The organism is Nonomuraea endophytica, from assembly GCF_014203235.1.
In the GTDB taxonomy this organism is placed as follows: domain Bacteria; phylum Actinomycetota; class Actinomycetes; order Streptosporangiales; family Streptosporangiaceae; genus Nonomuraea; species Nonomuraea endophytica.
In genome coordinates this window covers 736530-757939 of sequence record NZ_JACHIN010000003.1, presented here as the reverse complement: position 1 = coordinate 757939, position 21410 = coordinate 736530, and the positions used below count along the sequence as shown (strand labels likewise).

At 69.6% G+C, this 21410-nt stretch carries 17 protein-coding genes; 5 read left to right on the top strand and 12 right to left on the bottom strand.

From position 1 onward, the window contains the following. Window positions 1-15: 15 nt before the first annotated feature. From HNR40_RS15360 to lon, 6 genes are all read right to left on the bottom strand, one after another. Window positions 16-1047: a C39 family peptidase gene (locus HNR40_RS15360; RefSeq protein ID WP_184961570.1), complete on the bottom strand. Its 1032-nt coding sequence runs from the start codon at window positions 1045-1047 to the stop codon at window positions 16-18. 109 nt (window positions 1048-1156) lie between these two features. Next, window positions 1157-1750: a hypothetical protein gene (locus HNR40_RS15355; protein WP_184961568.1), complete on the bottom strand. Its 594-nt coding sequence runs from the start codon at window positions 1748-1750 to the stop codon at window positions 1157-1159. Window positions 1751-1917: 167 nt separating this feature from the next. Beyond that, window positions 1918-2751, bottom strand: a complete 834-nt coding sequence (locus HNR40_RS15350) for a MetQ/NlpA family ABC transporter substrate-binding protein (protein WP_184961567.1) — start codon at window positions 2749-2751, stop codon at window positions 1918-1920. Between the two features lie 29 nt (window positions 2752-2780). Continuing rightward, window positions 2781-3380, bottom strand: coding sequence for a methionine ABC transporter permease (locus tag HNR40_RS15345; protein ID WP_184961747.1), 600 nt, complete (start codon window positions 3378-3380; stop codon window positions 2781-2783). Between the two features lie 394 nt (window positions 3381-3774). After that, the gene (locus HNR40_RS15340) at window positions 3775-4719 is read right to left on the bottom strand and encodes a methionine ABC transporter ATP-binding protein (protein ID WP_184961565.1); all 945 of its coding nucleotides are present in this window, start codon (window positions 4717-4719) and stop codon (window positions 3775-3777) included. 428 nt (window positions 4720-5147) lie between these two features. Further along, a complete protein-coding gene (gene lon / locus HNR40_RS15335) occupies window positions 5148-7508 on the bottom strand; it encodes an endopeptidase La (RefSeq protein ID WP_184961563.1) in 2361 nt (786 codons plus the stop codon). 153 nt (window positions 7509-7661) lie between these two features. Here lon and HNR40_RS54565 point away from each other — a divergent pair, with 153 nt between their 5' ends. Together HNR40_RS54565 and HNR40_RS15325 are read left to right on the top strand one after the other, a co-directional pair. After that, entirely contained in the window at window positions 7662-8924 is a 1263-nt protein-coding gene (locus HNR40_RS54565; RefSeq protein WP_184961562.1) for a sensor histidine kinase, read from the top strand. Then, window positions 8921-9580 carry a response regulator gene (locus HNR40_RS15325; protein ID WP_312896357.1) on the top strand — a complete coding sequence of 220 codons (660 nt, stop codon included), beginning with the start codon at window positions 8921-8923 and terminating at the stop codon, window positions 9578-9580. The genes HNR40_RS54565 and HNR40_RS15325 overlap by 4 nt, the downstream gene beginning before the upstream one ends. 99 nt (window positions 9581-9679) lie before the next feature. Here the strand turns inward: HNR40_RS15325 and HNR40_RS15320 are convergent, their stop codons facing one another. The 6 genes from HNR40_RS15320 to HNR40_RS15295 all read right to left on the bottom strand — a co-directional run bounded on the left by HNR40_RS15320 (window position 9680) and on the right by HNR40_RS15295 (window position 17403). Then, entirely contained in the window at window positions 9680-11608 is a 1929-nt protein-coding gene (locus HNR40_RS15320) for a CBM35 domain-containing protein (RefSeq protein WP_184961560.1), read from the bottom strand. Between the two features lie 67 nt (window positions 11609-11675). Beyond that, window positions 11676-12668 carry a LacI family DNA-binding transcriptional regulator gene (locus tag HNR40_RS15315; protein WP_184961558.1) on the bottom strand — a complete coding sequence of 331 codons (993 nt, stop codon included), beginning with the start codon at window positions 12666-12668 and terminating at the stop codon, window positions 11676-11678. Then, window positions 12665-14383 carry a glycoside hydrolase family 36 protein gene (locus HNR40_RS15310; RefSeq protein ID WP_184961556.1) on the bottom strand — a complete coding sequence of 573 codons (1719 nt, stop codon included), beginning with the start codon at window positions 14381-14383 and terminating at the stop codon, window positions 12665-12667. Before HNR40_RS15310 ends, HNR40_RS15315 begins: the two co-directional genes overlap by 4 nt. Beyond that, entirely contained in the window at window positions 14380-15189 is an 810-nt protein-coding gene (locus HNR40_RS15305) for a carbohydrate ABC transporter permease (protein ID WP_184961554.1), read from the bottom strand. Before HNR40_RS15305 ends, HNR40_RS15310 begins: the two co-directional genes overlap by 4 nt. A 10-nt stretch (window positions 15190-15199) precedes the next feature. After that, window positions 15200-16075: a carbohydrate ABC transporter permease gene (locus HNR40_RS15300; RefSeq protein WP_312896356.1), complete on the bottom strand. Its 876-nt coding sequence runs from the start codon at window positions 16073-16075 to the stop codon at window positions 15200-15202. Further along, window positions 16072-17403, bottom strand: a complete 1332-nt coding sequence (locus HNR40_RS15295) for an ABC transporter substrate-binding protein (RefSeq protein WP_184961552.1) — start codon at window positions 17401-17403, stop codon at window positions 16072-16074. Before HNR40_RS15295 ends, HNR40_RS15300 begins: the two co-directional genes overlap by 4 nt. A 140-nt stretch (window positions 17404-17543) precedes the next feature. Between HNR40_RS15295 and HNR40_RS15290 the strand changes: the two genes are divergently transcribed. The 3 genes from HNR40_RS15290 to HNR40_RS15280 all read left to right on the top strand — a co-directional run bounded on the left by HNR40_RS15290 (window position 17544) and on the right by HNR40_RS15280 (window position 21391). After that, window positions 17544-18896 carry a phenylacetate--CoA ligase family protein gene (locus HNR40_RS15290; protein WP_184961742.1) on the top strand — a complete coding sequence of 451 codons (1353 nt, stop codon included), beginning with the start codon at window positions 17544-17546 and terminating at the stop codon, window positions 18894-18896. 1241 nt (window positions 18897-20137) lie between these two features. Continuing rightward, window positions 20138-20779: a biliverdin-producing heme oxygenase gene (locus tag HNR40_RS15285; protein ID WP_184961550.1), complete on the top strand. Its 642-nt coding sequence runs from the start codon at window positions 20138-20140 to the stop codon at window positions 20777-20779. Between the two features lie 27 nt (window positions 20780-20806). After that, window positions 20807-21391, top strand: a complete 585-nt coding sequence (locus tag HNR40_RS15280; protein ID WP_184961549.1) for a TetR/AcrR family transcriptional regulator — start codon at window positions 20807-20809, stop codon at window positions 21389-21391. Window positions 21392-21410 lie beyond the last annotated feature (19 nt).

Genomic DNA, 21410 nt, shown 5'->3' with positions numbered 1-21410 from the left:
CCGAACGATATTCGGTTAAGCGTCCGCCCGGAAGGGCTTGATGACGTAGACGGTGCCCGTACTGGAACGTTGCCAGGCTCGTTCGAAGGCTCTGCGGGGATATGTCGCCCGTACGCCGCGCGCCGCCGGGTCGTTGGCGATGACGTCGCCGTCTGCGGTGAAGCCGGTGACGACCATGAGGTGGCCGGCGGAGGCGTACCCGAGCTCCTCACGGGTGAAGGCGAGCGAGGTCACGACCGGCACCCCCGCCGCCACCAGGTCCTCGACCTCGGCCAGCGAGCGCATCCTGGTCACCGACGCGTCGAGCCCGAAATTTCCGGCATAGGCGGTGTTGAAGGCCCAGTTGCCGGTGCCGCCGTAGGCCTTGTCGAAGGTGTGCCTGGCCGCGTGGTCGACCGCCGGGTCCGGGTCGGAACGCGGCACCCAGGACATCTCCCCCGGCCGCGGCCCCTTCTTCCAGTAGGCCAGCACCATCGCGGTGGCGGTCGGGCTGCACCACGCCGCGCCGCCGTGATCGGCGTGCGCGAGCTGCGACTTGCGCGGCACCGCGAGCTCCCGCCCCCACGCGCGCCCGCCGCGGGCCCGCGTCCCGCCCGCGCGCGAGGCCACCGCGCCGAGCGTGCGGATCTCCGGCAGTACGGCGGAGCCCGGCCGCCGATACAGCGACACGCGCAGCCGGTAGGCGCTCACCGCCCGCCTGGCCTCGAACACGTCGGCGGCGACCTGCCCCTGGGCGTCGGCCTGCCCTTTAACGGTGGTCCGCACGCCGTCATAGGACCAGCGGCCCATCACGTACCACCCCGATCCGGGCACCTGCAGCTCCACCCTGACCCAGCTGCCCGGCGGCGTCGTGGCGGTCCACGACGGCACGATCTCGGTGGCGGCGAACCCGATCCGCCGCATCGGCCCGGTCCAGCGGGCCACCTCCCAGCCGCCCGCCCGCACGAAGGCCTCGGCCGAGAGCCCCGCCTCCCGCCGGTAGACGACCCGCCCGTCCCCCGCCTGCCCCGGCATCACCATCAATATCGCCATCAGAATGCGCACCATTGTTAAATGGCCGCATTCGCGCATATCCCACCCCAAAATTTCTTCCAGGTACGGCGAAGCCGCGATCTCGACGGGGAGAGATCGCGGCTTCGTCACCCAACCGCGGGGATCAGGAGAAGTGGTACACGGGCTGCCAGCCCGAGTGGTGGCTCTTCGGCCCGAAGAAGCCGCCCCGGCTCACGTCCACGTAGATGTGCGCGGCGTTTTTACCGGAGAACGAGTAGTGCTTCGGGTTCTTGGTGCAGTTCCGGAAGTTCTTGAAGGAGGTCGAGCCGTCCATGCCGACGACCTTGAACGTCTCCCACGCGCACTTCTTGCCGCCCCACCACTTGGTGTTGGTGAGCGTGCTGTCGACTGTGTAGAAGTAGTCGTGCTTCCACTTCCACACCTTCTTCTTGACCTTCTCGACGACCCACTTGCAGTGCTTGTTGCCGTGCTTGTCCTTCCAGCAGACCTGCTTCTTGACGTGGAAGGTCTTCCAGTACCAGAACTTGTAGGCCTTCTTGTCGACGCTGACGTGACCCTCGGCCTTGGACTTGTGGTCGCTGGAGAAGTAGGGCCCCCAGTCCGCGTCAAAGTAGGGCGACGCGGTCGAACTGGTGGCCGGAGCGGTCGCGGTCGCCGCGCTCGCGACGGCCGGGGCGGCTACGGCGACCATGGTGGCCGCCGCGGCGCCGATCAGGATTCGTGAGACGAATCGCACTTCGAGGTCCTCCTCGGGAGAGGTAGTGCTGACTCGTCATTCGTACGCCGCCGGGATTGCCGAATACTTTCAAATTACTTGATAAGGCTCTTTTCCCGATCTTTGACAAATAATAAAGATCCCCCGCCGAAAATCGCTCCGGCGGGGGATCTCCATTTTTTTTCCGGTCACTCGGACGGGATGACCGCGCCCGCGTACTTGGTCTTGATGAACTCCTTGACCTTCGGGTCCTGGAGCAGCTTGCCCAGGGTCACCACGCCCGCGTCCTTCTCGTGGCCCTCCTGCACGACCAGGCCGTTGACGTACGGGTTGCCCTCGGTCTTCTCCAGCACCAGCGCCTCCGAAGCCGGCTTGAGGCCCGCCTCGATGGCGTAGTTGCCGTTGATGACCGCCGCGTCGACGTCCTCCAGCGAACGGGGCAGCAGCGGCGCCTCCAGCGGCTTGAAGGTCAGCTTCTTCGGGTTGCCGGTGACGTCGCGCTCGGTGGCGGCGGTGCCGACGCCGTCCTTCAGCGTGATCAGGCCGTTGTCGGCCAGCAGCTTGAGGGCGCGGCCGAGGTTCGTGGCGTCGTTCGGCACCGCGACGGTCGCCTCGTTCGCCAGCGCGGAGACGTTGGTGATCTTCTTCGAGTACAGGCCCAGCGGCTCCAGGTGCACCGGGGTGACGAAGCTGAGCTTGGTGCCCTTGGACTTGTTGAAGTCGTCCAGGTACGGCTTGTGCTGGAAGAAGTTGGCACCCAGCTGGCCCTCGCTGAGCTGGACGTTCGGCTGCACGTAGTCGGTGAACTCGACCACCTCGAGGTTCAGCCCGGCCTGCTTGGCCAGGTTGTCCTTGACGAAGGTGAGGATCTCCCCGTGCGGCACCGGGCTGGCGCCCACCTTGAGCACCGTGTCAGCCGACTCGGCGGCCGGCTTGGCCGAACTGGTGGCGGACTGCGACGTACCGCATGCGGCGAGCAACAGCGAAAGGGCAGCGACACCCACGAAAGCGCGAATCTTCATATTGATCTTCCTTTTGATGTGAAAGAGAACTACTTGTGCGACATCCGTCGCGCGACGAGGTCCCCGAGGCTCTGGATCAGCTGCACGATCACGATGAGCACCACGACCGTGGCGACCATGACCTGCCCCTCGAACCTCAGATACCCATACCGAACGGCCAGGTCCCCCAGCCCCCCGCCGCCGACGGTCCCCGCCATGGCCGAATACCCGACCAGGGCGACCACGGTGACGGTGATCCCCGCGACGATCCCGGGCAGCGCCTCAGGCAGCAAAACCTTCCGCACGATCGCGGTACGGCTCGCGCCCATGGCCTGGGCCGCCTGGACCACATCCCCGCCGACCTCCCGCAGCGCCGTCTCCACGAGCCGTGCGAAGAACGGCACCGCGCCCACGGTCAGCGGCACGACCACGGCGATGGTCCCGATCGTCGTCCCGACCACCAGGCGGGTGAACGGGATGATCGCGATCATCAACACGATGAACGGCAGAGACCGCCCAACGTTGACGACCGCCCCCAGCACCGCCTTGACCGCCGGAACCGGCCGCAGCCCACCCCGATCGAACACGACCAGGGCGACACCGAGCGGCAACCCGAGCACCACGGTGAACAACGTGGCCAGCCCCACCATGGCCGCCGTCTGCCCGGCACCTTCCCAGAGCAGCGGAACAATCTCATCCCAACTCACAAAACCCCCTCCCCCAGAACCCCAGCCCACCGAGCCCCGGCCCCCGAACCAGCCCCAGACCACCAGGTCCCAGCCCCCACCGACACCGCAGCGGGGATGCGCGCCAAGGCGACGTCGCAGACCGGAGCGGAGGTGTGAGCCGGAGCGGGGACGCGAGCCGGAGCGGGGACGCGAGCCGGAGCGGGGCGACCCGAGACAGCCCGTGGCCGCCCGGCCCCGGCCCCCTCCGGCGCCGCGTCGGCGGGACGTGGTGCGGCGGAGACCGGCGCAACACGCACCCACCCCAGCCCGGGTTCCTGCGCCGAGACGGCGGGGTGGTGGTGAAGCAGAGAGGAGATCATGACGCCACCTCGACGAGGAGGCCCTTGTCCCGCAGGTAGGTGAGCGCGGCCGGGTCGCCGGAGAGGGTGACGCGGAGGCGGCCGACACGGGAGCCGGCGAGGTCTTCGATGGCGCCGCCCAGCACGTTGATGTCGGCGTCGAACTTGCGGACGACCTCGGAGATGACCGGCTCGTCGGCGTGGCCGGTGAAGGTCAGGGTGATGTCGCCCGGTGACGGCGCCGGCAGGGGGAAGATCTCGCGGGTCAGGCGCGAGCCCGGCGTGCGGATGAGGCCGGCGATGGTGCCGGATTCCTCGATGCGGCCGCCGGACATGATGGCCACCGAGTCGCAGACCGCCTTGACGACGTTCATCTCGTGGGTGATCAGCAGGATGGTGAGGCCGAGTTCCGTGTTGAGGCGCTTCAGGAGCGCCAGGATGGAGTCGGTGGTGGCGGGGTCCAGGGCGGAGGTGGCTTCGTCGGACAGCAGTACCGCCGGGTTGCCGGCGAGGGCTCTGGCGATGCCGACCCGCTGCTTCTGTCCGCCGGACAGTTGCCTCGGACGGTCGTTGCCTCGGCCGCCGAGACCGACGAGGTCGAGGAGTTCGGCGACGCGGCGTTCGCGTTCGGCCCTGGGCACGCCCATGACCTCCAGCGGGAACGCGACGTTGCCCGCGACGGTTCGCGACGACAGCAGGGCGAAGTGCTGGTGGATCATGCCGATGCGCTGGCGGGCCTGGTTGAGCTCGCGGTTGCCGAGCCGGGTCAGGTCCTGGCCGTCGACGGTGACGGTGCCGGCGTCGGGGCGTTCGAGGAGGTTGACGCAGCGCAGCAGCGTGCTCTTGCCGGCGCCGCTCTGGCCGAGCACGCCGAAGATCTCGCCCTTGCGCACGTGCAGGTCGACGCCGTCGAGCGCGGCGGTCTCCCCGTACTGCTTGCGCAGGCCAGAAGCCTGGATCACGAAATTTCCCCATCACGGATGGCGACCACGCGCGAGCGGGCCGCTGAGACGAACTCAAGCTGGAACAGGCTGGTGAGGGGGAAGGACTAGCGCGTGCCGGGGTGGAAGGGCAGGTGGCTGAGCCTGCGCAGCACGTAGCTGGGTGGTGCGATCATGAGGAAGTACCTTCGAGGAGAACGGGCGGGCGGTCGCTCAGCGGGCCTGACAGGCCATCGCGCGCATTCGGCGCATGCCACGACACATGACGTCGCCCATGGCGCTCATGTCTTTCGCGTATGCCTCGTTCACGCTGGTGCCAACGACCTCTTTACCGTGCGCTATTCCCCCGGCGCGCTGTGAGCTGCCTCACCCGCCCGAAACGGCGCGGAAAACAAAGCTGCCCCGCCGTACCAGATCCAGCTGGTACGGCGGGGCAGGCGCGGGAGGCGTCAGGCGGCCGCGGAGGCGGCGACCTTGGCCGGGGCGAGGGCGATGTCCAGGACCTCGCGCACGTCGCCGACCGCGTGGATGGTCAGCTCGTCGCGGATCTCCTTGGGCAGATCGTCCAGGTCGGGCTCGTTGCGGGCCGGGATGAGCACCGTGGTGATGCCCGCCCGGTGCGCCGCGAGCAGCTTCTGCTTGACGCCGCCGATCGGCAGGACCCGCCCGGTGAGCGAGATCTCGCCGGTCATCGCGACGTCGTTGCGGACGAGGCGGCCGGACAGCAGCGAGGCCAGGGCCGTGGTGAGCGTGACGCCCGCCGACGGACCGTCCTTGGGGACGGCGCCGGCCGGGAAGTGCACGTGCACCGACCGGTCCTTCAGCGCGGTGACCGGCAGCTCCAGCTCCGCGCCATGGCTGCGCAGGTAGGACAGGGCGATCCTGGCCGACTCCTTCATCACGTCGCCGAGCTGGCCGGTCAGTGTGAGCCCGGTGTCGCCGGTCTCGGGATCGGCCAGCGACGCCTCGACGTAGAGGACGTCGCCGCCCGCTCCGGTGACCGCCAGGCCGGTGGCCACGCCGGGCACCGAGGTGCGCTGCTTGGACTCCGGCAGCGACGACTCGGGCACGAACCTCGGCCGGCCGAGGTAGTCGACGAGCGCGTCCGCGCTGACCGTGACGGGGACCTCGTCCTTCGCCGCGATCTTGCGGATCACCCGGCCGACCGCCCGCTCCAGGGAGCGCACGCCCGCCTCGCGGGTGTACTCGGTGGCCAGGCGGCGCAGCGCGCCGTCCTCGAAGGAGATCTCCGACGCCTCGAAACCGGCCTGCTTGAGCTGCTTGGGCAGCAGGTGGTCGCGGGCGATGGCGAGCTTCTCGTCCTCGGTGTAGCCGTCGAGGGTGACGACCTCCATACGGTCGAGCAGCGGCCCGGGGATGGCCTCCAGGACGTTGGCCGTGGCCAGGAAGAGCACGTCCGACAGGTCGAGCTCGACCTCGAGGTAGTGGTCGCGGAAGGTGTGGTTCTGGGCCGGGTCGAGCACTTCGAGCAGCGCCGCGGTCGGGTCGCCCCGGTAGTCGGCGCCGACCTTGTCGACCTCGTCGAGCAGGACGACGGGGTTCATCGAGCCCGCCTCCCTGATCGCGCGGACGATGCGGCCGGGCAGCGCGCCCACGTAGGTGCGCCGGTGGCCGCGGATCTCGGCCTCGTCGCGCACGCCGCCGAGCGCGACGCGGACGAACTTGCGGCCCATCGAGCGCGCGACGGACTCGCCGAGCGAGGTCTTGCCGACTCCGGGAGGTCCGGCGAGGGCGAGTACGGCTCCGCTGCGGCGGCCGCCCACCACGCCGAGTCCCTTGTCCTGGCGGCGCTTGCGCACGGCCAGGTGCTCGATGATGCGGTCCTTGACGTCGTCGAGGCCGGTGTGGTCGGAGTCCAGCACCTCACGGGCGCCGTTGATGTCGTAGGTGTCGTCGGTCCTGGTGTTCCAGGGGATGTCGAGGACGGTGTCGAGCCACGTGCGGATCCAGCCGGTCTCGGGAGACTGGTCGGAGGTCCGCTCCAGCTTGTCGACCTCCTTGAGCGCGGCCTCGCGCACCTTCTCGGGCAGGTCGGCGGCCTCGACGCGGACGCGGTAGTCCTCTTCCTCGGTCTCGGCCGAGTCGCCCTTGAGCTCCCTGAGCTCCTTCTGGACCGCGGAGAGCTGCTGGCGGAGCAGGAACTCGCGCTGCTGCTTCTCCATGCCCTCCTGGACGTCCTTGCGGATCGTCTCGGCGACGTCGAGCTCGGCGAGGTGCTCACGCGACCAGTCGACGAGCTTGGCCAGCCGGTCGGCCGGGTCGGGCGACTCCAGCAGCTCCACCTTCTGCGTGGTGGTCAGCCACGGCGTGTAGCCGGAGCTGTCGGCCAGCACGGAAGGGTCGTCGATCTGGTTGACCTGGTCGACCACCTGCCACGCGCCGCGCTTCTGCAAGATGGTCGTGGCCAGCGCCTTGTACTCGCGGGCCAGCTCATGCGCCTGCTCGCCGGGCTCCACGCGGTCCACGCTGTCGGCCTCGACCCACAGGGCCGCGCCGGGCCCGGTGGTGCCGGTGCCCACGCGCACGCGGTTGACGCCGCGCACGACCGCCGCCGGCTCACCGCCCGGCAGTCTTCCGACCTGCTCCACCACGGCCTGCACGCCGATCGCGCCATATCTGCCGTCGATCCGGGGAACGAGAAGCACCCGTGGCTTGTTGCCACCGGATGCCTGGGCGGCGTCTATCGCAGCACGCACCTCGGAGTCGGACAGGTCGAGCGGCACCACCATTCCGGGCAGGACGACCTCGTCGTCCAGCGGCAGCACCGGGAGGATCAGCTTCTCACTCATGCGAACTCCAAAGGGTTGAGTTATACCGACTCAATTCATCGGAGCCTCGGATTGTTCCCAAGGTTGCCGATGTTCGCTCACGGCGATCGTAATCATGTAAGTAGCCCTTGAGAGTGACGCCGACTACCTGGTGCCGGACATAGGGTCACTCAGGTGATTTCCGCCCTGGTGCGGCCGCTGAAGTTCGCACTGTTCACGGGCAAAGCCGAGCCGCCTCCTCTCGAGACCCGCCGGGTGCGCCTGCCCGCGCCGCGCTGGCTGACGCTCGTCACCGCCTTTGACGGGGTACGGCTGGCCGACCTGGCCCTCGCGCTCTACCTCTACATCACGGCCGGCGCGGACATGTGGGCGCGCCTCGACTACAAGAACATGACGCCGCCCTCGCCGCTGCTGCTCCAGCTCGCGCTCGTGTCCCTGTCGCTGCCCGTGGCCATGCGTGACCGCTGGCCCTTGGGCGCGTGGCGGACGGCGCTGGTGACGCTGCCCGCGTTCGTGTACCTCGACCGGATGCTCGAAGGGTTCCCCGAGCAGGGCATCACCTACCCGTGGACGCTGGTCGTGATGTACCTGCTGGTGCTCTACACCGTGGCCTCGCGCAACTCCGAAGCCGTGTCCATCGTGGTCTGGGTCGTCTCAGTGCTCTTCCTCGGGGTGGTCAACTCCAACGTGCTGCCGGTCGGCGGGGCCGTCTTCGCGGTGCCGCTGGTGCTCGGCTACAACGTGCGGGCCCGGCGCCGGGCCTCGGTCAAGCTGGCCGAGGAGTCGCAGCTCAAGGTGGTGGCCGAGGGGGCGCAGGCCGTACTGGCCGAAAGGGCGCGCATCGCGCGCGAGCTGCACGACGTGGTCGCGCACCACATGTCGGTGATCGCCATCCAGGCCGAGGCGGTGCCGCTCAAGGCGGCCGGGGACGCCAAGCAGCTGGAGGAGGGGCTGGCGGTGATCCGCTCGCTGTCGCTGGACGCGATCGCCCAGCTCCGGCAGGTGCTCGGCGTGCTGCGCGACGCCGAAGGGCGCAAGGAGACCACGCCGCAGCCGGACCTGGAGCGGATCGACGCGCTCGTGGCCAACGCGCGGGCGGCCGGGCTGGCCGTGCTGTTCAGAAGATCGTCGCAGGTGGAGGAGGTGCCGCAGGCCGTGGGACTGTCGGCGTACAGGATCGTGCAGGAGTCGCTGAGCAACGTCATGCGGCACGCGCCGGGGGCGACCGTCTCCCTGGAGGTCTCGCAAGAGCAGGGCGAACTGGTCGTACGGGTCGCCAACGGCCCCGGGGCCGAACCCGCCGAACCCTCGGCCGGAGCCGGGCACGGGCTGGTGGGCATGCGGGAGCGGGCGGCGCTGCTCGGCGGCACGCTGGCGGCCGGGCCGATCGACGACGGCTTCGAAGTGGTCGCCCGGCTGCCCCTGGAGGCGGCGTGATCAGGGTCATGATCGCCGACGACCAGGGCATGGTACGCACCGGGTTCACCGTCTTCCTCGGCGCCCAGAGCGACATCGAGGTGGTGGGCGAGGCGGCCGACGGCGCGCAGGCGGTCGAGCGGGCGGCGGAGCTGCGCCCGGACGTGATCCTGATGGACGTGCGCATGCCGGTGATGGACGGCCTCGAAGCAACCCGAATCATCGCCCAGCGCGAGGATATTTCGGCAAGAATCCTGATCCTGACCACCTTTGACCTGGACGACTACGTCTACGAGGCCCTGCGGTCCGGTGCCAGCGGGTTCCTGCTCAAGGACGCCTCGGCCGTCCAGCTCGCCGAGGCCGTCCGGGTGGTCGCCGGTGGCGACGCGCTCCTGGCTCCCGCCGTGACCCGGCGGCTCATCCGCGAGTTCGCCCGCCTCGGCGGCCCGCGTGCCCCGTCCACCCGCCGGCTGGGCCAGCTGACCGAGCGCGAGACGGAGGTTCTCGTCCTGGTCTCGCGTGGTCTGTCCAACCAGGAGGTCGCCGGCAAGCTGGTCGTGTCGGAGCAGACGGTCAAGACGCACGTGGGCCGCGTGCTGACCAAACTCGGCCTCCGCGACCGCGCCCAGGCCATCGTCTACGCCTACGAGACCGGCCTCGTCCGCCCGGGAGACTGAGTTCCAGGGGTCCAAAACGCTCCACCGGGTCGGAAACGCTGGGCCGGTCCCGCGAACAGCTTCACGGGACCGGCCTCCGAGCACGTCAACCCGACGACATCAGCTCGCGACCGACGCGGTGACGGTCTGGCCGTTGCGGACGGGCACGACGGCGACGGTGTAGCGGACGCCGTCGATCGTCTTCTGGATGCCCGGCACCCGGTGTCCGGCGACCGTCAGCTTGCGGTGCCCGGCCGGGAAGCGGGCCTCCCAGAACGTGAGCCCGCCGGTCCGGTTGGTGAAGGTGGTCGAGGTCTGGCCGTCGTGGCGGACGTCGACGGTGCCGCCGCCGACCGGGACGGCGTCCACGCGCAGCCAGGGGATGTCGCCGGGCAGGCGCGACTGGGTGGCGACCGTGCGCCTCGGGGCGTCGGGCTGAACGCCCATCAGGCCCTCGACGGTCTGGCTGACCAGGGTGAACGGAACCTCCGGGTAGTCGCCGTTCAGGCCCTGGCGGTTGCTGACGTGGCGGGTGTCGCGCTGGTCGTAGACGTGCTGCATCCACTTCCAGGCGGTGTCGTTGCGGTTGTGGCGGAAGAAGGTGTCGGGCAGGTAGGTGATCGCCTCGATGTTCGTGGGCTTGTCCGGGCCTGAGGCCTGCGTGTCGACGAAGTCGAGGTAGGCGTCGTTGCGCGGGCCCGCGTCGATGATGCCCTTCATCGGCATGAACCAGCTGTTCTCCTTGCCGAAGCCGGTCAGCGGGGCGCCGTCGATCGTGTAGGCGCGGACGAACTCGTCCGTGCCGGGCTTCACGCTCCACGTCTGGTTGAAGTAGCGCTTGAGGTCGCGGGCGCGGGCCCCGGTCTCCACCGACAGGCGTACCTCCAGCTTGTCCAGGGCCATGTCGGCCAGCGCGCGGTAGGCCTGGTACTGGGCGCCGATGCCGTCGCCGGCCTCGGCCAGCGGCTCGCGGCTGACCTCGTTGTAGCTGGCCACGCCCTGGAAGATGCCCCTGCCGGTGCCCTCGGCGACGCCGTTCGGCTTGGCGCCGTCGTGCTGCTCGACGAAGCCGGTGGTGGCGTTGCGGTAGTAGTTCCAGAAGACCGGGTCGTCGAGGTAGGCGCGGTCGCCGGTCCAGCGGAAGGCCTGGTTGGCCTTCTCGACCAGCTCGAACGTGGCGGGCACCTCGCGCACGAAGTTCGTCGGCGACTTGTAGTCGATGGTGTGCCAGGTCTTGGCGTCGAAGTTGATCGCCCACACCGGATAGAACTTGTGCTCGGGCGTGGCGCTCTCGGCGAACGAGCGCAGCATGTTCTTGTTCTCGGCGTCGAAGCCGAGGATGTGCGCGCCGGCGAGCTGGTGGGCGAAGTCACGCGAGTAGTACGCGGTGCGGTGGGCGTAACCACCCCAATAGGTCGGGGTGTACGGGGCTTCGCCCGGGTCGACCGGGTTGCTGGCTCCGATGTTGATGGGCCCGACGACGCCGTCCTGGTGGACCCATCCGGCGGCCTTGGCCTTCGCCCAGTCGAACATCGCGACGACCTTGGGGTTGCCGGAGCTCACCTGCGGGTCGGCGGGGGCGGCCGGGGAGATCATGAGGTCGTCGGCGTTGACCCAGCCGGATCCTGAGCCGAACGCGATCTCCAGGGTGTCGCCGGCGTTCAGGTTCAGGCGCGAGAGAGTGTAACGGCTGTAAATGCTGCGGGCGGGCAGCGTGACGCTCGCCGCCTCGGTGCCGTTGACCTTGGCGGAGAACGTGCCGCCCGCGCCGCCGGTGGCGATCCAGGCGGAGATCGAGTACCGGCCGGCGGCCGGCACCGTGATCGACTGGCTGACGCTCTTGCCGGGGCCGGAGTCCAGGTAGATGAGCCGCGCGCCGCCGTGGGGGTTGTTGGTGGCGACGCCGGAGCCGGCGGTGAACGTCCAGCCCTCGGGGCCCTTCTCGAAGCCGGGGTTGACGATGACGAGCGGCGCGGCGGCGGAGGCGGCCTCCGCGGGGGTGACGAGCGCGGCGGCGAGCAGGGCGGAGGTTAACACGATGCGTTTCATGGGGTCTCCCGATGATCGGATGAATCGTGTGGCATTGCGGAAGGAAAAGGAGCCGGGACTCAAGAAGTCAGGCGCGCGGCGCAGCCGTGGAGCCGCGCACGACCATCTCGGGGTTGAACAGCAGCTCGCCCGTGGGCACCTCGCGGCCGCTCACCAGCGCGACCACGCCCCGGGCGACCTCCTTGGCCAGCCGGTCCACCGGCTGGCGGACGGTGGTCAGCGGCGGGTCGGCGAACTCCATGATCATGGAGCCGTCGTGCCCGACCACGGACAGGTCGGCGGGCACCGACAGGCCCTCGCGGCGGGCGCCGCGGATCACGCCGAGCGCCATGAAGTCGCTGGCCGCGACGATCGCGGTCACGCCCTGCTTGAGCAGGCTCAGCGCGGCGGACTGGCCGCCCTCGATGGTGTAGTGCTGGCGGACGATCCACCGCTCGGTATCGGTCGCGCCGCGCCTGGCCAGCGCCGCGCGGAAGCCCTTGACCCGCCGGTCGGCGGGCTGGTTGCCGACCGGGCCGGAGGCGATGCCGATCGCGCGGTGCCCCAGCGCCCACAGGTGGTCGACGGCCAATTCGGCCGACTGGAAGTCGTCGGTGGAGTAGACGGGCGCGTCGTGGCCCTCGAAGCCGCCGTTGACGCCGACGAACGGGATGCGGCGCGCCGCCAGCACGTTGAAAGTCTCGGGGTCGGCGCCCTCGACGGTGTTGCTGGCCGACAGGAACACCACAGCGGCCACGCCGTGGTCGGCCAGCGACGTGACGAACTCGCGCTCCTGTATGCCGCCGGGCAGCGCCGGGCAGAGCACGCCCTTGAGCCCGTGAGGCGCCAGCGCCGCCTCGATCAGCTCGCTGGCCTCGGAGAAGAACGGGTTCGACAGCCACGGAGTGATCACCGCGACGATCTGGCCGCGGGTGGAGCGTTCGTAGCCGAGCTCGTTCATGGCGCGCTCGACGGCCTCGCGCGTCTTGGCCGCGACCCCGGAGCGCCGGTTGATGACCCTGCTGACCGTGGCCTCGCTCACGCCCGCGCGGGCGGCCAGCTCGGTGATGCCGATCTTCACGGGGTCCCCTCCAGAGTCGCCAGCCCGGAGGGCGGCACGGACAGCACGCTCAGGCCGGGCTCCAGCCGCCGCCGCGCCCGCTCGATGATACGGCCGGCGGCGTCGTGGACCACGGTGGCGAACACCCCTCCAGGCCCGGCCACGTCGAGGACGAGGCGCGGCGAAGCCGTACCGTTGACCAAGGTGATCTTATGGTGCCTGGCGGTGTCCAGGACCGCCACCCGCTCGGCCGTGACGGTGACGACGCAGGCGTCGCCGCGCTCGGCCCGCACGACGGGGTAGAGCTCGTCCGGGCGGCCCGGCTCCGCCTCGCCGTCGAGCAGCAGGGGCCGCAGCCGCCGCCACTGCGCGAGCCAGAAGCGCAGCATCTCGCGCTGCTCTCCGCCGAGAGCGGCCAGCCGCGCGGAGATCTGCGGTACGGCGTGCAGCGCCCCGATCAGCTGCCTGGCGGCGCTCGCGGGCGGCGCGGCCGGATCCCACATGAGCATGTCGGAGTGCACGGCCCCGCGCACGGCCAGCAGCCCGACGTCGATCGTGCGCACCCGGTTGGCCACGGCGTCGGCGGGGCAGTCGTCGGCCCGCAGCATGTTCCCGAAGCCCGCCATGCCCGGCCCCACGTACGGCTGGCGCAGCTCGACCAGCGCCTCGGCCCCCAGCGCCGCCCGTACCTCGGTCAGCAGGAGGCGCATGGCCTCGCCCACGTCGGCGACGTCGCCGTGGGTGGGCTTGCCCGCGTAGACCATGGCGTCGTCCAGGAAGTCGATCTTCAGCCCGTCGAGGCCGTAGTCGTGGACCAGGCGGGCGCAGGTGTCCACGACGTGCCGCCGGACCTCGGGGTGGCGGGGGTCGAGCACGCGGGCGCCGGGCGGGCCGCCGGAGGCGGGGGCGTACTGGGCCAGGGCGTCGAAGCAGTCCGCCTCGGCGCCGAGCAGGAGCGGCGCGACCCAGAGCAGGTACTTGAGGCCAAGCGCCCGCACGCGAGCGACATGACCCCTAAGATCCGGAAATTTCGTGACATCGGGTTGCCAGTCGCCTACGCCCGGATACCCGCGCCCGTTCCCCTTCTCCTGCCAGCCGTCGTCCACGATGACCACACCGCAACCCAGCTCCGCCGCCAGCCGGGCCTCCTCTTCGACGGCCGCCGCCTCGACGTTCTGGCTGAAGCCGTACCAGGTGGAGTAGACCGGCTCCCGGGCCGCGGCCGGCACCGGCGCCAGCCCCCGCCCCAGTTCCACCCGCAGCAGCCGCATCGCCACCGCGACACTCGCCGACCGGGGCGCGAGGAAGAGCCGGTAGGTCCCGGCGGGCGCCCGCAGATGCACCACGAACGCCTTGTTCTCCTCCGACACCCCGAACCGCATCGAACATTCGGGCACCGGATCGGCGGCGGCGAAGGCCAGCATCGTCCGGCCGGAGCTGTCATAGAGACACCCGGCCGCGGCCCCCTTGACCAGCGAGACGTCGGCCCGCCCCGCCCAGTCGGCGACGATCGTGCGGCTCCAGCGGCAGTCGGGATGCCAGAACCCCACCGCGTCCCCGAGCGCCACCGACAACCGGATCTCCAGCTCCTCCCCGGAGTGGATCTCCAGCACCGCGGCGCCGCCGGGCAGCCGCTTCAGCTCCCGGCGCGCGGAGGCGGGCAGCACCGCCAGCCGTACATCGTCGAGCAGGGGCGCGGTGGGCACGGGCACCAGCCCCGCCGTCGTGACGCTCACTCTTTCACAGCTCCAGCGAGAAGTCCGGACACGAAGTGTCGTTGCAGCAACAGGAACAGCACGGCCATCGGGAGGGCGGCGACGGCGGTTCCGGCGAGGATCTGGCCGTAGTCGGTCTCCGTGGCGCCCTGCAGGGAGGCGATGGCCAGCGGGATGGTGTAGGCGTCCTTGGTACGGAGCGCGATGAGGGGCCAGACGAAGTCGTTCCACTGGTAGAGGAACAGGTAGATGCCCAGCGCGGCCAGGGCCGGGCGCATCGGGGGCAGGACGATGCGGATGAACAGCCGCAGTTCGCCGCAGCCGTCGGCGCGACCGGCCGCGAGGAGCTCGTCCGGCAGCGCGGACATGCTCTGGCGCATCAGGAAGATCCCGAACGGCAGCGCCAGGTTCGGCAGGACGATGGCCTGGTAGGTGTTGAGCCAGTCGAGCGCCAGCATCATCTTGAACAACGGCACCAGCGTCACCTGGCTCGGGATGACCAGGCCCAGCATGAGCAGGCCGAACAGGAGTTCCCTGCCCTTGAAGGAGTACTTGGCGAAGCCGTACCCGGCCAGCGTGCAGACCGCGCCGGACAGGATCGTGTAGATCAGCGAGATCAGCAGGGAGTTGAGCACGGTCCTGCTGAAGCCGATGCCCTCTTCGAGGTTGGCGAGGTTCTCCAGGAGGTGGCCGCCGGGGAGAAGGGGCGGCGGGCTGCCGAAGATGTCGCCGGTGCTGTGCGTGCCGGCGATGGCCAGCCAGTAGAACGGCACCAGGACGACGGTGACGGTGATGAGCAGCGTCGAGGTCAGCATCACCTTTTTCATGATTTGTCTTTCAAGATTTGTCACCCAGGAACTTGAACTGCACGATGCCGAGGATCGCGATGATGACCGCCAGCGCGTAGGCGATGGCCGAGGCGTAGCCGAAGTCGAAGTAGCGGAAGCCGTTCATGTAGAGGTACATGCCGAGCGTCAGCGTGGCGTTGTCGGGGCCGCCGCCGGTCAGCACGTACGGCTCGTCGAACAGCTGCAGCGTGCCTATCGTCGACATGACCACCGTGAGCAGCAGCACCGGCCGCAGCCCCGGCAGCGTCACGTGCCAGAACCGGCGCCAAGCGCCCGCGCCGTCGACCGAGGCCGCGTCGTAGTGGTCCTGGGGCAGCGCCTGCAGCCTGGCCAGGTAGATGACCGCGTTGTAGCCGGTGTAGTGCCAGGTCAGCGCCAGGCCGACGGCGATGCGCGCCCACAGGGTGTCGGTGAGCCAGGGGATCTCCGGCACGCCGAACAGCCCGAGGAACCAGTTGACCAGCCCGCCCTGCGGGTTGAGCAGGACCCCGAACAGGATGCCGTACGCCACCAGCCCGGTCACCATCGGCAGGAAGAAGCCCAGCCGGAAGAACGCCTTCAGCTTCAGCAGCGGCGAGTTGAACGCCACCGCCAGCGCGATCGCGATCCCCAGCATCAGCGGCACCTGCACGACCATGATGAGCGCGGTGTTGCGCAGCGCCGTCCAGAACAGCGGGTCGCCTGCCAGGCGTTCGTAGTTGGCGGTGCCGGCGAACGTCTGCAGCGCCCCGTCGGTCCTGAACAGGCTCAGCACGAACGACCAGGCGATCGGGTACAGCTTGAAGATCGCGAACAGCGCGACGGCGGGCAGCACGAACAGGTACGGCGCCAGCCGCATCGGCGACCTGAGTGCGCTTACCGTCACCGCAGCACCTTGCGGCCGGTCTGACCGGCGATCAGGTCGGCCGCCTCCTTGAGCACCGCGGCCGGGTCGGCGCCCTTGAGCAGCACCTTCGTCTGCGCGTCGGTGACCGCCTTGAGCGCGCGCGGGTAGTCGGCGGAGTAGTTGGTGACGTAGGAGGGCTGCTTGAGCGAGTCGAGGAAGATCTCGCCCTTCTTCTGGCCGCTGAAGAACGGCGACGCCTGGTGGAAGGCCGGGTCCTCGTAGGCGGACATGAGCGCCGGCGCGATGCCCTTGCCCTTGTAGATCGCGACCTGGTTCTCCGGCCGGGTCAGCACGAACTCGGCGAAGGCGAACGCCGCCTCGCGATGCTTGCTGGTGCCGGTCACGGCCAGGTGGGTGGAGTTGACGACGGCCGAGGTCTTGCCGCCCTGGGTGACGGCGGGCGGGAGCCGTACCTTCCACTTGCCCTTCTCGGCCGGGACGGTCTCCTCGATGATGCCGCCGAACCAGGTGGGCATCGGCTGGACGGCCACGCCGCCCTTCTTGATCGAGCCGATCATCGCCTCCCAGCCGCCGCCGTAGTCGGCGACCAGGCCGGCGTCGTTGAGCTTCTTGATGATGGTCAGCGCGGTGACGCCGGCGGGCGAGTCGAGGGTGATGTTGCCCTGCATGTCGAAGTAGAAGGCGTCCTGGAGCTGCATGAGCGCCTGGAAGAGGTTGGCCGAGTCGGCCTGGGTGGCGGCCTTGTCGATGCCGAGGAGCTGGACGCCGGTCTTCTCCTTGAGCTTGATCCCGGCTTCGATCATCTCGTCCCAGGTCTGGACGGCCTCGACGTCGACACCGGCCTTCTCGAACAGGTCGGCGCGGTAGTAGAAGCCGGCGGAGTTGGCCTCCCAGGGCAGGGCGTAGACCTTGCCGTCGCGGCTGACGGTCTCCCACATGCCCTGGGCGAAGCTGGCCTTGTGCTTGTCGGCGCCGAGGGGGACGAGGTCGGCGAGCCCGTCCGGAAATTTCTCGATATAGGCGGGCAGGTAGTCGACGCCGATGTGCAGCACGTCGCCCAGCCCCTGCCCACCGGCGGCGAGCCCGGTCGTGATCTTGTCCCAGATGGCCGGGTTGCCGATGTCCTGGACGTCGACCTTGACGCCCGGGAACTCCTTGGTGAAGGCCGGGACCAGCTCCTTCATCATCGCGGCCGGCCCCTGCCAGCTCCAGACGGTGATCTCGCCGGTCGCCGCGGTGCCGGTGGGGCCCGCCTTGACCGGTTGGGCGCCTCCTCCGCCGCAGGCGCTGAGCAGGGTGCCTCCGGCGGCCAGGGCGCTGAGCTGGAGGAAACGGCGACGGTCCATGGGCGGTCTCTCCTGTGGGGGGTTCGCGAGGATTGCCGGGGACGTTACCGGGGCATTTCCTTCCTTGCAATCCTTCGATGAAAACTTTCGTGATTCTGTGACTGCTGCGCAGCAAGTCTGGCGTGGCGTACAGTCTCACCGTGGATCCGGTCCAGCTCTTCCACGACGTGGCGGACAGCGTGCCCGCCTACCGCGCCTTCCTCGCCGCGCACGGCGCCGACCCCCGCGGCACGCCGTTCCACGACCTCCCGCTGACCACCAAGGACACCTACACGCGCCGCTACCCCCTGCCCGACCTGTGCAGAGGCGGCGTGATCGGCGACATGATCGCCGTCTCCTCCGGCTCGACCGGCGAACCGTCCTTCTGGCCCCGCTCCGCCGCCGACGAGCGGGTCATCGCCGACCGCTTCGAGGAGGTGTTCGACACCTTCGAGAGCCGCTCCCGCCGTACGCTCGCCGTCGTCTGCTTCGCCCTCGGCACCTGGGTGGGCGGCCTGTTCACGCTCAACTGCGTGCGCCACCTGGCCGAGCGCGGCCACCGCATCACCGCGATCGCGCCCGGCACTGACAAACGCGAGATCCTGCGGGTGATCCCGCCCCTGGCGCCCCACTTCGACCAGGTCGTCCTGCTCGGCTACCCGCCGTTCCTGAAGGACGTGATCGACGCCGGGTCCGGCTGGCCCGCGTACAACCTGAAGCTGGTCACGGCGGGCGAGGTCTTCAGCGAGGAGTGGCGCACGCTGGTGTGCGAGCGCGCCGGCATCGCCGACCCCGTCAGATCCACCGCCAGCCTGTACGGCACCGCCGACGCGGGCGTCCTCGGCAACGAGACCCCGCTCTCCATCGAACTGCGCCGCTTCCTTTCAGCCCGCCCCGACCTGGCCAGGAGCCTGTTCGGCGAGTCCCGGCTGCCCACCTTGGTCCAGTACGACCCGGGCGTGCGCTACTTCGAGGAGCACGAGGGCACGCTGGTGTTCACCGGCGACAACGGCATCCCGCTGATCCGCTACCACATAGCCGACGAAGGCGGCCTGATCCCTCACACGGACATGCTCACCTTCGCCAAGTCCCACGGCCTGACCCCCTCGGCGCCCGGCCCCGAGCACCCGTTCGCGTACGTGTTCGGCCGCAGTCACTTCACCGTGTCGTACTACGGCGCCAACATCTACCCGGAGAACATCGCCATCGGCCTGGAGCAGCCGGAGATAGCCGGCTCGGTCACCGGCAAGTTCGTGATGGAGGTGGAAGAGGATCCCACCCACGACCGCCACCTGGCCATCACCATAGAACTCTCCCCCGGCACCCCACCGACCCCGTCCCTGTCCAGCGCGGCGGCCACCTCAATCCTCACCCAGCTACGCCGCCTGAACAGCGAGTTCACCGCCTACGTCCCCGAACCCCACCAAACCCCCCTGATCCGCCTCCGAGAAACCGCCGACCCCACCTACTTCCCACCCGGCACCAAACACCGCTACACCCGCCCACCCCGATAACTCCCACCCCACGCGAGCCTCCCGCTCTTGAGCGCCGGTCCGGCAAGCACCATCACGCCCGAACCCCGCCGCAACACGCACGGCGAAGCCCGCACGGCCGACGCCCACGCGAGCACACGCACCCCTCCCCCACGCTCTTCAGCGCCGGTACGGCGAGCCCCCCACGCCCGGAGCCCGGCGCAACGCGCACGGCGAAGCCCGCACGAGCGACTCCCACGCGAGCACACGCACCCCTCCCCCACGCTCTTCAGCGCCGGTACGGCGAGCCCCCCCACGCCCGGAGCCCGGCGCAAAGCGCACGGGCGCCCAGCCACCCGGGGCACGCCGGTCAGACCAAGCCGACCGGCGGCACGTGACGAACACGGGAGGCGGGCAGGGCAAGGGCGGACCGGGAGCGGGCCAGGGGTGGTGCGGGGAGCGGGACGGGTCGGCCGGGGCGGCGGGCCGGTGGGCACGGGCGTCGGCGGCGCGGTGCCCACGGGAGGGAGCCGGACCGTGGGCGCGGGGGTGGGTGGGGGTGCGGGGGTGGGTGGGGGTGCGGGGGTCGGTGGGGGTGCGGGGGTGGGGAGGTGGGTTGGGCGTGGGGTGGCAACCGCCGGGACCGCTCCGGCGTCTACTGATGGGCGGGAGACCTTCCCAGCACCGGTCAACGGGTTCACCGGGTAACCGGTCGGCTCCCCAGCCGGAACCGGGCGCCCCGAGGGCAGCACAGGCGCCCCGGGTCTGCCTGGGGGCCGGGTGTAACGGGCCGCCTGCTCGCGATGATGAACATCAGCAGATGATGTTTGGTCATCACTCGACTCCTTACCTTCACCTTGGTGAGTCGAAGGGACGGGAGGGACGCGGCGCCCTGCTGCAACAGGAAACCGCGATAAATCCCTCTCGTCCCCAAAGGGGCCTTATAGGGCCCAGGAATGGCGAAATCGAGAAATCACCCCAAGGACCGTTCCCGGGGTGATTTCAGGTGGGGAAGCGCAGCCCAGACGCGAAGTTTCCTCGCGTCCGCCGGGCTTGAAGCTAGAGAGTATCGGAGTTCCCGACGCTCCGCTTATCGGACACATCACCCCGCCAGCCAACAAATATCACGCACATCACTCGCCTCACAAAAGTAAGGAGTGATCTTCGCGGTTATGCGTTTCGAATATGGTTCCAAAAAGGTTGATGACACAGTGTCAGCTTGACGCCCGCCCCACGCTTTGTGACACTGTGTCGTGAAACACCAGTCCAGTACGGGGTGAGCCGTGACGTCGTTCTCCGAGATCCTGAAGACCGCCACCTGGGCCGATCACGAGTCGGCCGAGGACGAGAGCTACCTCAAGGAGCTCATGGGCGGCCGCCTGAGCGCGGAGGAGTATGGCGAGATGATCGCCCAGCACTACTTCGCCTACCTGGCCCTCGACGGCGTGTCCAAGGCGCTGGCCGGGGACCCGGTCGCCGGCCGTTTCGTCTTCCCCGAGCTCTACCGCCAGGAAGCCCTGGAACGCGACCTCCACACCGTCTACGGCCCCGCCTGGCGCGACCGGATCGCCCCCTCCAAGGCCACCCACACCCTCGTGGCCAGGATCAACCAGGTCGCCGACTGGCCCTGCGGCTACATCGCCCACCACTACACGAGGTACATGGGCGACCTGTCAGGCGGCCAGTTCATCCGCATGGAGCTGCAGAAGATCTACGGCTACGCCAAGGGCGGCGGCGTCGACTTCTACATCTTCGACCAGGTGGGCAGTCTGCCCCGGTTCAAGAACGAGTACCGGACCCGCCTGGACGCGCTCAACCTGGACGAACGCGAGCAGCGGCGGGTCATCCGCGAGGTCAAACTGGCCTACCAGCTCAACACCGAGGTCCTGGCCGAACTCCTTCACACAGTCAAGGCAGCGGCTTAGGCGGCGCCGTACGCCTAACATGAGGTCATGCCCCGGATCAGCGCCGCGACCATAGGCGAGCACCGCGCCCAGACGCAGGACCGCATCCTGCAGGCGGTCTCGCGGCTGTCGCGCGTGCACGGGATCGACACGATCTCGATGACCGACGTGGCCAGCGAGGCCGGCATCACCCGCACGGTGCTCTACAACTACTACCCGGACAAGGCGGCGCTGCTGCTGGCCTTCACCGAGCGGGTCACCCAATACTTCCTCGACAGCTACGAGCGTGACCTGCCCGCGGACGCCTCTCCGGCCGACCGGCTGCGCGCGTTCATCCGCCTGCAGCTGGACGGGCTGCTGGCCCACCCGCACCCCGGCGCCGCCGACCTGAGCGCGACCCTCGGCCCCGACGCCTACCAGCAGCTGGCCGAGCACGTGGCGCCGATGCAGCGGGTGCTCGTCGGCATCCTGGAGAGCGGGGCCTTCCAGGTCACCGACGTGGAGGCGACCGCGCGGATGATCCTCGCGGTGATCGGCGCCGAGCGGGTGCCGCTGCTCAGCGGCACGCTGACGCCGGAGGAGGCGGAGAAGCTGGTCTCCGGTTTCGTCCTGCGCGCGCTCGGTCACGGCTGACGCCGAATCCGGGGGCGGC